This window comes from Pseudomonas sp. AG1028 (assembly GCF_007993955.1).
Classification (GTDB): domain Bacteria; phylum Pseudomonadota; class Gammaproteobacteria; order Pseudomonadales; family Pseudomonadaceae; genus Aquipseudomonas; species Aquipseudomonas straminea.
The window spans coordinates 89,220-102,333 of sequence record NZ_VIVP01000010.1 but is presented as its reverse complement, the minus strand read 5'-3'; the positions used below and the strand labels follow the sequence as shown (position 1 = coordinate 102,333).

The window sequence follows — 13,114 nt, the reverse complement described above, 5'->3', positions numbered from 1 at the left end:
CCCTTCTGATCACGTGAGGAATACAATGGACGAGAACAAGAAGCGCGCGTTGGCGGCTGCCCTGGGCCAGATCGAGAAACAGTTCGGCAAAGGCGCGGTCATGCGCATGGGCGATCATGACCGTCAGGCCATTCCGTCCATTTCCACCGGCTCCCTGGGCCTGGACATCGCACTGGGTATTGGTGGCCTGCCGAAAGGCCGTATCGTGGAAATCTACGGTCCGGAATCCTCGGGTAAGACCACGCTGACCCTGCAGGTCATCGCCGAAGCCCAGAAGGCAGGCGCAACCTGCGCCTTCGTCGACGCCGAGCACGCACTGGACCCGGACTACGCCGGCAAGCTGGGCGTCAACGTCGACGACCTGCTGGTCTCACAGCCGGACACTGGTGAGCAGGCCCTGGAAATCACCGACATGCTGGTGCGTTCCAACGCCATCGACGTGATCATCGTCGACTCCGTGGCGGCCCTGGTACCGAAAGCAGAAATCGAAGGTGAGATGGGCGACATGCACGTCGGCCTGCAGGCTCGCCTGATGAGCCAGGCGCTGCGCAAGATCACCGGCAACATCAAGAACGCCAACTGCCTGGTGATCTTCATCAACCAGATCCGCATGAAGATCGGCGTGATGTTCGGCAGCCCGGAAACCACCACCGGTGGTAACGCCCTGAAGTTCTACGCCTCGGTTCGCCTCGACATCCGCCGTACTGGTGCGGTGAAAGAGGGCGACGAAGTGGTCGGCAGCGAAACCCGCGTCAAGGTCGTCAAGAACAAGGTCGCTCCGCCGTTCCGCCAGGCCGAGTTCCAGATTCTCTATGGCAAGGGTATTTACCGTAACGGCGAGATCATCGACCTCGGCGTGCAGCAGGGCCTGGTCGAGAAGTCCGGTGCCTGGTACAGCTACAAGGGCAACAAGATCGGTCAGGGCAAGGCCAACGCCGCCAAGTTCCTGGAAGACAACGTGGAAGTAGCCCGCGAGATCGAAGGTCAGATCCGTGACAAGCTGCTGGTGGTTTCCGGCCCTGCCAAGGCCAACGCGCCGGCCAATGACCTGGTGGATACCGAAGCCGACTTCTGATGCCCGCTGTTCTGGATAACGTTGCCGCGGTGCGGCATGCCGCCATGGATCTGCTGGCGCGCCGCGAACACGGGCGTGTCGAGCTGTCGCGCAAGTTGCGCCAGCGCGGCGCCAGCGACGAGCATATCGAAGCAGCCCTTGATCGCCTGAGCGAAGAAGGGCTGTTGTCCGAGGCGCGTTATCTGGAGAGTTTCATCAGTTACCGGGCGCGCTCGGGTTTCGGCCCGCAGCGCATCCGCGATGACCTGTCCCAGCGTGGCCTGGCCCGCGCGGATGTAGAGCAGGCGCTGCGCGACAGCGGTATCGACTGGCGTGAAGGCTTGCGGGAAACCTGGCAACGCAAGTTTGCCGGTCAATTGCCTGGCGATGCGCGCGAACGGGCCAAGCAGATGCGTTTTCTGGTCTATCGCGGCTATCCGATGGATCTGGTCGGTCAACTGCTGCGCGGCGGTTTCGACGACTGATCTTCAAGGTTGAGTCGTCCGGTTCGCCATCCTGACGCCTAGACGTCCCTTCCCATCCCGATGTATCAGCTCAGCCAGTGTTCCGGCTTGTTGATCACGTCGAGCAATTCGCGCAGCCGTCCGGCATTGCGTCCACTGAAAGTGAACAGCAGCCTTGGCAATTTGCACAGCTCGGGGCCGTCGACGAGTTCGTCACCGTTTTGCTGTTGCTGGATGTCGCCCTGCTTGCACAGATCGCTGAACTGCAGGTTCAGGTACGCCAGCGCAGCTTCGCTCAGCGGGTGGCGCATGCGCACCACGAACTGATCCTGCAGCCAGCGGCTGGAATGGTAATTGGCGTAGAAGCGATCGATCTCCTGGGCTGCTGACTCGGCGTCGTGTACCAGGCGCATCAGATTCATATCGCTGGAGAGGATGTAGCCGTTACTGTCCAGGTTTTGCCGGATGTAATCGAGCAAACCCTGCCAGAACGTGCCACTCGGCTCGTCGAGCAGGATCACCGGCACCAGCGGGCTCTTGCCGGTCTGGATCAGGGTGATGACTTCCAGCGCTTCATCCAGAGTGCCGAAACCGCCGGGGCAGAGCACCAGGGCGTCGGCCTCTTTCACGAAGAACAGCTTGCGCAGAAAGAAGAAGTGGAAGGACAGCAGGTTGTCGCTGCCTTTCATCACCGCATTGGCGGATTGCTCGAAGGGCAGGGTGATGTTGAAGCCCAGGCTGTTGTCGCGGCCCGCGCCTTCATGGGCTGCGGCCATGATGCCGCCACCGGCGCCGGTGATCACCATCAGGTCATGGCGGGCCAAGGTCTTGCCCAGTTCCCGTGCCAGGGCGTAGACCGGATGGCCGGGCTGGGTGCGTGCCGAGCCGAACACGGTGACCTTGCGGCGATGGCGAAAGCGGTCGAGCATGGCGAAGGCGCGCTCGAGTTCACGCAGGGTCTGCAGCATGATTTTGGCGTCCCAGCGGTTGCGGTCGGCCTGGGCCATGCGCGCCACGGTGGCGAGCATCTCCCGGTACAGCGCGGTGTTGACGCTGCCGGCGGGAGTTATCCGCGTCGCCAGTGCATCCAGTTCGGCTGCCAGTACATCGCCGCCTAGCGGTAGGGTGCCATTGCTGTGATCGTTCATTGCGCTACTCCTTATGCGTCAATGCCCCGGGTTTTACCACGCTCACATGACTTACAGGCGGCAGTCGGCCTTGCCGAATTGCTCGGTGGTGATGGGACGATTGCTCTGGATCTCGCTGAACTCGTAACGCAGCACCGCTCCGCTGGCCAGCAGCTTGCGAAAGCCGGGGTTGCTGCACACGCTGTTGGTCAGTTGTGCACGCACGGTATCGGGGTTGCTGCGCATCTGTGCGCCATGGGCAGGGCGTACGCTGAGGTGGTTGATCAGCTGGTTACCTTCGACTGTATAGCCGCGGTCGAGGATGTCCTCGTTGATGGCGCGCGGGGTGCCGACGCTGCTTTCCTTGGCCACTTTTTCCAGGGTTTTGGTCAGCTCGTACTCGTTGAGCGAGGCGGCGTGGGCAGCGGGCAGGAGCAGGCTGGTAAGAAGAACGGATAGGGCAATACGCTGCATGGGGCAGACTCCTGAAGGCAGTGAGCGTTAATAGACCGGGCTCTTCTGGTTATGTTCGTTCTGGCGAACCAGGCCGGCAACCGATGCCCGATGTTACCAAGCTTGTTGTCGCCGCGGCGTGGTATTGAGCGGTGTGGCACAGCTAGACTACGCGCCCTTTTTGCCAGGCGATGCGCCCCATCATGTGTTCTCCTGCTTTGCACCGCGTGATCTTCACCAAACTGAGCGTGCGTCCATGAGCCACGCCGTTCACGCATTGCGCGCCGCGCGTCTGGCGCGCAGCGTCAAACCCTTTCTGGCACGGGGCTCGCGGGCGGCGCGCTGCGAGCAGTGCCGTCTGGCCAGCAGCCATTGCCTGTGTGCGTGGAAGCCGCAGGTTTCTGCCCGCGCGGGCGTGTGCTTGGTGATGCACGATGTCGAGGCGCTGAAACCGAGCAATACCGGCTGGCTGATCGCCGATGTGGTTGCCGATACCTCGGCCTTTGGATGGTCGCGCACCGAAGTCGATCCGGCGCTACCGGCCCTGCTCGATGACGAGCAATGGCAGCCTTACCTGGTGTTTCCCGGCGAATATGCCGAGCCTGAACGGGTGGTGACCTCTGTGGAGGCTACAGAAGGCAAGCGCCCGCTGTTCGTACTGCTCGACGCCACCTGGACCCAGGCGCGCAAGATGTTTCGCAAGAGTCCGTATCTCGACAGCCTGCCGGTGCTCAGCCTGCAGCCGGAGACCTTGTCGCGCTACCGGCTAAGGCGCTCCAAGCGTGATGATCACCTGTGCACCGCCGAGGTCGCGGCGATGTGCCTGGAACTGGCCGGCGATGAGCGCGCCGCCGATGCCCTGAACGCCTATCTCGACGTATTCAGTGCGCATTACCTGGCCTCCAAGGCGCCGCGCGCGGTGGATCTCGACGACGCGTTGCACCAGCGTCTCAAGCCGTTTCTCTGACTGCAGCCGGCTTGGGCCACAGCTGGGCGAGCAGCATGCCGGCGAACATCAGCCCACAACCGACATAGCCCCGTGAAGACAGCGCCTCGCCAAGCAACAGTGCGCCGGCGATGGCAGCGAACACGGCTTCCAGGGACAGAATGATCGCCGCGTGGGAAGCGATGGCATGTTTCTGGGCAATCACCTGCAGGGTGAAGCCCACGCCCACACCGAGGATGCCGCCGTAGGCGATGGCCGGCAGTGCGCGGACGATATCAGCGCCGGGCAGCGGTTCGAACAGCAGCGCCAGGGCGAGACTGATCAGAGCGCAAGTGATGAACTGCACCAGGGCTAGCACCAGGGCGTCATGGCGGGTGGCGAAAAAGCTCACCAGCAGCACATGGATACCCCATACAAAGGCGCCGGCCAGTTGCAGCAGGTCACCGGAGGCGACGTGGAAACCGTCGCCGACGCTGAGCAGGAACATACCGATCACCGCCAGCGAGGCACCGAGCCAGATGCCCAGCCCGGTCTTGTGACCCAGCAACAGCCCCAGCAGCGGCACCACGATCACGTAGAGCCCGGTGATGAAACCCGAGTTGGTGACGCTGGTGAACAGCAGGCCGACCTGCTGCAGGTTGATGCCCAGGGCCAGCACCGCACCCATCAGGCTGCCGCCAAGCAGCACCGGGCGACTGATGGGCGAGGCCGACTGGGCGCTACGGCGGCGCAGCAGCATGATCACCGGCAACAACACGATCACCGCCAGGGCGAAACGCAGGCCGCTATATAGAAAGGGGCCGACGGCATCCATGCCCAGGCGCTGGGCGACGAAGGACGAGCCCCAGATCAGCGCGGTAAGCAGCATCAACAGATCGGCGCGCAGTGCGTGGTTGGGCATCGAAAGCTTCCTGCAAAAAAGGCGCAGACTTTGCCGCAAAGCGCTGCGCTTGACCACCCCGCCTGCGCTGGGCATGCTGGTGGGCACCGTACGTCACGCTGTCAGGCAAATGGGGTCTGCAGCACGGTATGCCTATAAGAAGAACAGGATCTGCCATGGTCGCTTACGAAATCCTGATTGCCGATGATCATCCGCTGTTTCGCAGTGCGCTGCAGCAGGCCCTGACGCTGGGCCTGGGCGCTGGCGCGCGCCTGGTGGAGGTCGCCAGCATCGCCGAGCTGGAAGCCCGGCTGGCCGAGAAGACCGATTGGGATCTGGTTCTGCTCGACCTCAACATGCCCGGCGCCTACGGGTTCTCCGGGCTGGTGCTGCTGCGTGGGCAATACCCGCAGATTCCGGTGGTGATGATCTCCGCTCAGGAAGAAGCGGCGGTAGTGGTACGTGCCCGTGAGTTCGGCGCCAGCGGTTTCATTCCCAAATCCAGCTCCCTCGAAGTGATTCAGAAGGCCGTGCGCCAGGTGCTGGAAGGCGAGGTATGGTGGCCACCGCAAAGCGAGGAGGCGGTCAGCCTGTCCAGCGAAGCCAAGGCCGCCAGCGCCGGGCTTGCCAGCCTGACGCCCCAGCAATTTCGCGTGCTGACCATGGTCTGCGAAGGGCTGCTGAACAAGCAGATCGCCTATGAACTGAGCGTTTCCGAAGCGACGGTCAAGGCTCACGTGACGGCCATCTTCCGCAAACTAGGCGTGCGCACCCGCACCCAGGCGGCATTGCTGTTGCAGCAACTGGAGAGCGTGCCGGCCGCCTGACGCGTTGCTGGCGCATTTCACGAGATTTTCACGGTACGCTCGCGTACCCTGCGCGCCTTTCCCGTCATAGTCCGATGCCCATGTCACCGTTCAAAGGTCAAACCGGTTTAAAGCGTGTCCTCAACGCTGCAGGCTATTCGCTCGATGGTCTGCGTGCGGCGTTTACTGGCGAGGCAGCCTTCCGTCAGCTGGTGCTGCTCAACGTGGTGCTGATCCCCGTTGCGCTATTGCTCGATGTCAGCCGGGTCGAGCGCGCGCTGATGGTCGCCGTTTGCCTCCTGGCGTTGATTGTCGAGCTGCTCAATTCGGCCGTCGAGGCCGCCATCGACCGCATCTCTCTGGATTTGCATCCGTTGTCCAAAACCGCCAAGGATATGGGCAGCGCCGCTCAACTGGTGGCCCTGACGCTGATCGGTAGCGTGTGGGCGCTTATCCTGCTTGGCTAGCGGACTTCGGGCAGTACGATCTCGTCGCTACGACGAATGCCGGCGGTCAGTGCCCGGCACATGTCGAGAAACTCGCGCATGGCGGCAGTCTGGTACTTCTGCCGGTGCCAGATGAAATAGAACTGCCGGCGCAGGTCTAGGTCCGGCGTTTCTACCGGTACCAGACTGCCGCGGCGAAAGGCGTCGCGCAGCGCCAGCCGTGAAATGCAGCTGATGCCCAGGCCGGACTCCACGGCGCGCTTGATTGCCTCGGTGTGTTCCAACTCGAGGCGCACGTTGAGGGATGCGGAGTGGTGGCGCATAGCCTGGTCGAAGGTCAGTCGGGTTCCAGAGCCCTGTTCACGCAGGATCCAGTCTTGGCCGCTCAATTCGCGAATGCCCACCTGACCGCGTTGCGCCAGCGGGTGCTGCGGCGCACAGAACACCACCAGCTCGTCCTCGACCCAGCTCTGCACCTCGATGTCAGGGTGGTTGCAGTCGCCTTCGATCAGACCCAGGTCAATTTCGTAGTGGGCCACCTGCTGCACGATATGCGCGGTGTTCTGTACGTGCAGTTTCACCTGGCTTTCCGGGTGGACCTTCATGAAACCGCCGATCAGCAAGGTGGCCAGGTAATTGCCGATGGTCAGGGTGGCGCCCACTGCCAGTGAACCGAAGCCGGATTTGCCGTTCAGAAGGTCTTCGATTTCCTTCGCCTGATCGAGCAGTGCGACCGCCTGGGGCAACAACTGGCGGCCCAAGGCATTGAGGCTCAGGCGCTTGCCGGCGCGGTCGAACAGCTGGCAGCTCGATTGCCGTTCCAGTTCGGTGATCGAGGTACTGGCGGCCGATTGCGACAGGGCGAGCTGGGAAGCAGCCCGGGACACGCTCTCCTGCTGAGCGACGGCAACGAAGACCTGGAGCTGACGAAGTGTAAATCGCATATCTATATAACCGATAACCCATATCTTGATAATTCATTTAACAGATATTCTGGGCGCGATTAGAATGCCGCGCAATTGCGCTTTAACATCAGCGCCCCGACTTTTCAGGAGCCCCCGTACATGAGCAACATGAACCACGAACGCGTTCTGAGTGTTCACCACTGGAATGACACGCTGTTCAGCTTCAAGTGCACCCGCGACCCGGGCCTGCGCTTCGAGAATGGCCAGTTCGTGATGATCGGCCTGCAGCAGGAAAACGGCCGTCCGCTCATGCGCGCTTATTCCATCGCCAGCCCGAATTGGGAAGAGCATCTGGAGTTCTTCAGCATCAAGGTGCCGGATGGTCCGCTGACTTCCCAGCTGCAGCACCTCAAGGAAGGTGACGAAGTCATTATCAGCAAAAAGCCCACCGGCACTCTGGTGCTCGATGACCTCAACCCCGGTAAGCATCTGTACCTGCTCAGCACCGGCACCGGCTTGGCACCCTTCATGAGCGTGATTCAGGACCCGGAAACCTATGAGCGTTTCGAGAAGGTGATCCTGGTTCACGGTGTGCGCTACGTAAACGAAGTGGCGTACCGCGAATTCATCACCGAGCACCTGCCGCAGAACGAATTCTTCGGCGAGGCGCTGAAGGAAAAGCTGATCTATTACCCCACCGTGACCCGCGAGCCGTTCGAGAACCAGGGTCGCCTGACCGACCTGATGCGCAGCGGCAAGCTGTTCGCGGACATCGGCCTGCCGCCGATCAACCCCCAGGATGACCGCGCGATGATCTGCGGTAGCCCGAGCATGCTCGACGAAACCAGCGAAGTGCTCGACAGCTTTGGCCTAAAGATTTCGCCGCGTATGCGCGAACCGGGTGACTACCTGATCGAGCGCGCCTTCGTCGAGAAGTGATCTGTTGAGCAGCTGCGCGTCGGCCCTGCTGCGTTGAAAACTGACTCAAAATGCTCATGTACAAAAGTACACTCCGCTTTTTCGCCAGTTTTCGCCTTGCATGGCTCTAGCTCGCAAGCTCCCTGAGTCAGTAAAAAAACGGAGCGTCTTTAGGCGCTCCGGTTTTTTTTGTGCCCAGATCACAGGCATAAAAAACGGGAGTCAAGACTCCCGTTTTCCAGCAACTGCTTCCAATCACTCGTCCATCTGCGACTGCAGGTAATTCTGCAGACCAACAGCCTTGATCAGGCTCAGCTGGGTTTCCAGCCAGTCGATATGTTCTTCCTCGGACTCGAGGATATCTTCGAGCAGTTCACGGCTGGCGTAGTCGCCGACGCTTTCGCAGTAGGCGATGGCTTCTTTCAGGTCGATGTGCGCCTTGTGTTCGATCTTCAGGTCGCACTCGAGCATTTCCTGAGTGTTCTCGCCGATCAGGATCTTGCCCAGATCCTGCAGGTTGGGCAGGCCCTCCAGGAACAGAATGCGCTTGATGAGCTTGTCGGCGTGCTTCATCTCGTCGATGGACTCGTGGTACTCGTGCTTGCCGAGTTTGGTGAGGCCCCAGTCTTCGTACATGCGGGCGTGCAGGAAGTACTGGTTGATCGCGACCAGCTCGTTGCCGAGGATCTTGTTCAAATGTTGGATGACCTTCTTGTCGCCTTTCATGTGCATGCCCACCGAAATTGAGTAACCGATGGCGAATTCTGGGCTTGCACAATACGGCTGTCAAACGTAAGTTATTGAAATATAAGTGAAAATAAATATAAATGAGAGTGTTTAAGTTGTGCGTCTTGGCGCTAACTCATTGAATTTCAGGCATAAAAAAACCGGATGCGAGATCCGGTTCTTCAAAACAGGGCGATTCAAGCTGCAACAAAATTTCCCGAGTAGGCCATTACGCCCTGGCTTTGCTGCACTTCGCTCAACGTGTCGCGCACCACTTGCTTGGCCAGGCACGCGCATTTGCCACACTGACTGGCAACGCCCAGCGTTTCACGGATTTCACGGTAGCTGCAGCAACCTTCATAGATTGCTTCGCGGATCTGACCGTCGGTGACACCTTCGCAGAGGCAGACGTACATAGGCTTGGGCCCGTCGCTTGGCTGTGGCTGATGGCGAAGGATACTAATGTTAATGAGAATGCGTGTCAAAGATAAACCGACTCTTGATTGGCACACTTTGGACAGGCGGTACTCTACGCTGGTAAACGGCCCTGCAAATCGGCTGGACAGCTGACATGCAGGCAATAAAAAAACCGGCATGTGGCCGGTTTTTTCGGGGACGGGCAGGGCTCAGCCGATCTGCGTGCAGAGTCCTTCTTCAAGCCCGAGCATGATGTTCAGGTTCTGCACGGCAGCGCCCGAGGCACCCTTGCCCAAGTTGTCGAGCTTGGCCACCAGCAGCGCCTGCTGGCCGTTGGCGGCGCCGAATACCTGCAGTTCGGCGCGGTTGCTGCCGTTCAGGCCGTGGGGCGTGATGAACGGTGCGGTGTCCGCGGCGATCTCGTTGTAGGGCTGCACCTGCACGAACTGCTCGCCCCGGTAGTAGCCGGCCAGCGCTTTGTGCAGCTCGGCGCCGTTGCTGCCCTGCAGCGGGACCATCACCAGCATGCCCTGGTCGTAGCTGCCGACCGCCGGCTGGAAGATCGGGCGCGCCTTGAGGCCGCTCCAGTGCTGGATCTCCGGAATGTGCTTGTGATCGAAGCCCAGGCCGTAGGCGGCGTAGACTGGCGCGCCTTCACCTTCATAGCGCTCGACCATCTTGGTGCCGCCGCCGGTGTAGCCGGATACCGCGTTGATGCACAGCTCGCGATCTGCAGTCAGCAGGCCTGCATCTATCAGCGGGCGCAGCAGCAGGATGGCGCCGGTGGCGTAGCAGCCCGGGTTGCTGACGGCGCGCGCCTTGGCGATCGCTTCGCGCTGACCCTTGGCCAGTTCGGCCATGCCGAACACCCAGTCGCTGGCGGTGCGGTGGGCGGAGCTGGCGTCCAGCACGCGGCAGCCAACTTCGCGGGCCTGGGCGGCAGTTTCCTTGGCTGCGTCGTCAGGTAGGCACAATACGGTGATGTCGACCGAACGCATCAGCGCGAGCTTGGCGTCCACGTCGCGGCGCTTGTCGTGGTCGATGGTGACCACTTCGATCTGCGGATGATTGGCCAGGCGCTGGCGAATCTGCAGGCCAGTGGTGCCGGCCTGACCATCGATGAAGATCTGATATTTTTTCATGGCATTCACTCGTCGAAGTCTTCCCAGCCGCCCATTTCCTTCCAGCGATTGACGATGCCGCAGAACAGCTCGGCGGTCTTCTCGGTGTCATAGCGGGCGGAGTGGGCTTCACGGCCATCGAACTCGATGCCGGCGGCCTGGCAGGCCTTGGCCAGGACGGTCTGGCCGTAGGCGAGGCCGGCGAGGCTCGCGGTGTCGAAGCTGGAGAAGGGGTGGAAGGGGTTGCGCTTGAGGTCGCAGCGGGCGACCGCAGCGTTCAGAAAACCCAGGTCGAAGCTGCTGTTATGGCCGACCAGAATGGCACGCTTGCAGCCGTTGGCCTTGAGGGACTTGCGCAGGCCACGGAAGATTTCCGTCAGCGCATGCTCTTCGCTGACCGCCATGCGTAGTGGATGGTCGAGCTTGATGCCGGTGAAATCCAGCGCCGCCTGTTCGATATTGGCACCCTCGAACGGCTCGACCCGGAAGAAGTAGGTGTGGTCCGGGTACAGGAAGCCACCTTCATCCATGCCGACTGTGGTGGCGGCAATTTCCAGCAGGGCGTCGGTGGCGCTATTGAAACCGCCGGTCTCGACATCCACGACCACCGGCAGGTAGCCACGAAAGCGCGCGGCCATTGGGTGGCGTGCGCCGCTGCTGGTCGGCAGGTCCTGTTCGTCGTCGTACAGTTCTTCAGTCATTGACCGGCCTCCAGCAGGCGCCAGCGCAGGGTTTCGCCGGCGCGCAGCGGAATCACCGTCTGCTCGCCGAACGGCAGGCTGGCCGGCGCGACCCAGGGTTCACGCACCAGGGTGATGGTGTCGGTGTTGCGCGGCAAGCTATAGAAGTCCGGGCCGAAGTGGCTGGCAAAACCTTCCAGTTTGTCCAGCGCACCACGCTCCTCGAACGCCTCGGCGTACAGCTCGATGGCTGCATAGGCGGTGTAGCAGCCGGCACAACCGCAGGCGTTTTCCTTGGCGTGCTTGGCGTGGGGCGCCGAGTCGGTGCCCAGGAAGAATTTCGGGCTGCCGCTGGTGGCCGCATCCAGCAGCGCCTGCTGGTGGGTGTTGCGCTTGAGGATCGGCAGGCAATAGAAATGCGGGCGAATGCCGCCGACCAGCATGTGGTTGCGGTTATACAGCAGGTGCTGGGCGGTGATGGTCGCACCGACGTTGGCCGGCGCTTCCTTGACGAACTGCGCGGCATCGGCGGTGGTGATGTGCTCGAACACCACCTTGAGCGTCGGGAAGCGCTCGACGACGCGGCACAGGTGCTCGTCGATGAAGGCTTTCTCTCGGTCGAACACGTCGATTTCCGAGCGGGTCACCTCGCCGTGCACCAGCAGCGGCAGGCCGGTTTCCGCCAGGGCTTCCAGGGCGCCGCTGATGTTGTCCAGACTGGTGACGCCGGAGTCGGAGTTGGTCGTCGCGCCCGCCGGGTACATCTTCGCCGCATACACGTAACCGCTGGCTTTGGCAGCGCGGATATCGTCGCCCGTGGTGCGGTCGGTGAGGTAAAGTACCATCAGCGGCTCGAACTGGCTGCCGGCTGGCCGTGCGGCGAGAATGCGCTGGCGATACTCGCCCGCCTCGACGGCGTTGCGCACCGGCGGAACCAGGTTGGGCATGATGATCGCGCGAGCGAAGGTGCGGGCCACATCGGCAACGGTGTGCGGCAGTACGGCGCCGTCGCGCAGGTGAATGTGCCAGTCGTCAGGACGCAGCAGGGTGATGCGATCGGTCATTGAGGCTTCCAGGCGGGGCGAAAACATGCCCGGAATGCTACCGGAAAAGGGCGACGGGGGCACGCCGCAGATAGGCAGGCTGCGCACTCAAGTTTTCCCGGTGGCCACCGATACCCAGAGGGTACGTGGTCGTTTTTCCCGGAGCTCGCTGTGCGTCAGCCTCTTTTCCTTCTCATCGGATTGATCGTCAGTGCTGGCGCGAGCCTGCCTGCCATGGCGATCAGCTTCCAGACCCGCCTGGAAAAGGTCGAGTGGCAGGTGGCTGGCGACAAGTTCGAGTGCCGCCTTAGCCAGCCAATCACCGATTTCGGTGCTGGAGAATTCGTGCGGCGCGCTGGCGAGCAGGCCACCTTCCGCCTGCAGGTTCGCGAGCGCTGGCTGGGCAGCGGCTCGGCCACCTTGCTGGCGGCCGCGGCGCCGTGGCAGCCGGGGCGCGGCGATATCAATCTGGGCGCAGTCAGCGTGGTCAGTGGCGAGGTGCCGTTCAACAGCAGCCAGGAACAGGCCGGGCGCCTGCTTACCGGCCTGCTGGAGGGGCGCAGCCCGCTGGTACGCCATCGCACTTCCATGGGCGGAGAGAGCCTGGAAGTGCGGCTGTTGCCGGTGCGTTTTCGCAAGGCCTACGAGGATTACCTCAACTGCACGACAAAGCTGCTGCCGGTCAATTTCGACCAGGTGCGCCAGTCCAACATCGGTTTTCCTGGCGGTGGCACCGAGCTCGATGCCATGGCCAAGGCCAAGCTTGAGATCATTCTCGACTTCATGAAGGCCGACCCCACGGTCAACCGCATCGAGCTGGACGGGCATTCCGACAACAGCGGCAATCGCCTTACCAACCGCGACTTGTCGCGCCGCCGTGCCCTGGCCGTGATGGATTACCTGAAGGCCCAGGGAGTGCCAGACGAACGCATCATCATGCGTTTTCATGGCGAGCGTTATCCGCTGGTGCCCAACAACAGTCCTGCCAACCGTGACAAGAACCGCCGGGTGTCCGTGCGCCTGGACAGGGTGCCGGAGGCGCCGGTGCAGCCGACCGAGCAGGCCGCACCCGCAGCGCCGCCGGTGCCGGCAACTCCGGCTTCCACCTCCTGAGCCTGTCGCTTCGAC

General features: G+C 61.9%; 16 protein-coding genes. 7 read left to right on the top strand and 9 right to left on the bottom strand.

The annotated features are described in order from the left end of the window. The first annotated feature begins 25 nt into the window (after positions 1 to 25). Both recA and recX read left to right on the top strand, forming a co-directional pair. A complete protein-coding gene (gene recA, locus FB481_RS17635) occupies positions 26 to 1,075 on the top strand; it encodes a recombinase RecA (protein ID WP_147177195.1) in 1,050 nt (349 codons plus the stop codon). Beyond that, positions 1,075 to 1,539 (top strand): recombination regulator RecX, encoded by a 465-nt coding sequence (gene recX / locus FB481_RS17630; protein WP_147177194.1) that lies wholly within the window; start codon positions 1,075 to 1,077, stop codon positions 1,537 to 1,539. Before recA ends, recX begins: the two co-directional genes overlap by 1 nt. Before the next feature lie 65 nt (positions 1,540 to 1,604). Here the strand turns inward: recX and FB481_RS17625 are convergent, their stop codons facing one another. Together FB481_RS17625 and FB481_RS17620 are read right to left on the bottom strand one after the other, a co-directional pair. Next, positions 1,605 to 2,666 (bottom strand): LOG family protein, encoded by a 1,062-nt coding sequence (locus FB481_RS17625; RefSeq protein ID WP_147177193.1) that lies wholly within the window; start codon positions 2,664 to 2,666, stop codon positions 1,605 to 1,607. A 51-nt stretch (positions 2,667 to 2,717) separates the two neighbouring features. Continuing rightward, entirely contained in the window at positions 2,718 to 3,119 is a 402-nt protein-coding gene (locus FB481_RS17620) for a quorum-sensing-regulated virulence factor family protein (protein WP_147177192.1), read from the bottom strand. A gap of 235 nt (positions 3,120 to 3,354) precedes the next feature. Here FB481_RS17620 and FB481_RS17615 point away from each other — a divergent pair, with 235 nt between their 5' ends. After that, complete coding sequence (locus FB481_RS17615) at positions 3,355 to 4,065, top strand: tRNA-uridine aminocarboxypropyltransferase (RefSeq protein WP_093507418.1); 711 nt, start codon at positions 3,355 to 3,357, stop codon at positions 4,063 to 4,065. Here the strand turns inward: FB481_RS17615 and FB481_RS17610 are convergent. After that, positions 4,049 to 4,945 carry a DMT family transporter gene (locus FB481_RS17610; RefSeq protein ID WP_147177191.1) on the bottom strand — a complete coding sequence of 299 codons (897 nt, stop codon included), beginning with the start codon at positions 4,943 to 4,945 and terminating at the stop codon, positions 4,049 to 4,051. The genes FB481_RS17615 and FB481_RS17610 overlap by 17 nt on opposite strands. 155 nt (positions 4,946 to 5,100) lie before the next feature. Here FB481_RS17610 and erdR point away from each other — a divergent pair, with 155 nt between their 5' ends. Then, a complete protein-coding gene (gene erdR / locus FB481_RS17605; RefSeq protein ID WP_147177190.1) occupies positions 5,101 to 5,751 on the top strand; it encodes a response regulator transcription factor ErdR in 651 nt (216 codons plus the stop codon). Between the two features lie 74 nt (positions 5,752 to 5,825). Then, positions 5,826 to 6,197, top strand: coding sequence for a diacylglycerol kinase (locus FB481_RS17600; protein WP_178109896.1), 372 nt, complete (start codon positions 5,826 to 5,828; stop codon positions 6,195 to 6,197). On the opposite strand, the gene FB481_RS17595 is transcribed toward FB481_RS17600, so the two are convergent. Beyond that, complete coding sequence (locus FB481_RS17595) at positions 6,194 to 7,120, bottom strand: LysR family transcriptional regulator (protein ID WP_147177189.1); 927 nt, start codon at positions 7,118 to 7,120, stop codon at positions 6,194 to 6,196. The two genes, FB481_RS17600 and FB481_RS17595, sit on opposite strands and share 4 nt — an antisense overlap. Before the next feature lie 120 nt (positions 7,121 to 7,240). On the opposite strand from FB481_RS17595, the gene fpr reads away from it, so the two are divergent. Next, positions 7,241 to 8,020 (top strand): ferredoxin-NADP reductase, encoded by a 780-nt coding sequence (gene fpr / locus FB481_RS17590; RefSeq protein ID WP_013790442.1) that lies wholly within the window; start codon positions 7,241 to 7,243, stop codon positions 8,018 to 8,020. Positions 8,021 to 8,254: 234 nt separating this feature from the next. Here the strand turns inward: fpr and bfr are convergent, their stop codons facing one another. The 5 genes from bfr to pyrC all read right to left on the bottom strand — a co-directional run bounded on the left by bfr (position 8,255) and on the right by pyrC (position 12,007). Beyond that, on the bottom strand, positions 8,255 to 8,725 hold the full coding sequence (bfr, locus tag FB481_RS17585; protein ID WP_027909810.1) for a bacterioferritin: 471 nt from the start codon (positions 8,723 to 8,725) through the stop codon (positions 8,255 to 8,257). A gap of 197 nt (positions 8,726 to 8,922) precedes the next feature. Then, positions 8,923 to 9,141, bottom strand: a complete 219-nt coding sequence (locus tag FB481_RS17580; RefSeq protein WP_147177188.1) for a bacterioferritin-associated ferredoxin — start codon at positions 9,139 to 9,141, stop codon at positions 8,923 to 8,925. A 210-nt stretch (positions 9,142 to 9,351) separates the two neighbouring features. Then, the gene (argC, locus tag FB481_RS17575) at positions 9,352 to 10,284 is read right to left on the bottom strand and encodes an N-acetyl-gamma-glutamyl-phosphate reductase (protein WP_147177187.1); all 933 of its coding nucleotides are present in this window, start codon (positions 10,282 to 10,284) and stop codon (positions 9,352 to 9,354) included. A 5-nt stretch (positions 10,285 to 10,289) separates the two neighbouring features. After that, positions 10,290 to 10,964 carry a ribonuclease T gene (rnt, locus tag FB481_RS17570; RefSeq protein ID WP_147177186.1) on the bottom strand — a complete coding sequence of 225 codons (675 nt, stop codon included), beginning with the start codon at positions 10,962 to 10,964 and terminating at the stop codon, positions 10,290 to 10,292. Next, the gene (gene pyrC / locus FB481_RS17565) at positions 10,961 to 12,007 is read right to left on the bottom strand and encodes a dihydroorotase (RefSeq protein ID WP_147177185.1); all 1,047 of its coding nucleotides are present in this window, start codon (positions 12,005 to 12,007) and stop codon (positions 10,961 to 10,963) included. The genes rnt and pyrC overlap by 4 nt, the downstream gene beginning before the upstream one ends. Positions 12,008 to 12,157: 150 nt before the next feature. Here pyrC and FB481_RS17560 point away from each other — a divergent pair, with 150 nt between their 5' ends. Further along, complete coding sequence (locus FB481_RS17560) at positions 12,158 to 13,099, top strand: OmpA family protein (RefSeq protein ID WP_147177184.1); 942 nt, start codon at positions 12,158 to 12,160, stop codon at positions 13,097 to 13,099. The last annotated feature ends 15 nt before the right edge of the window (positions 13,100 to 13,114 follow it).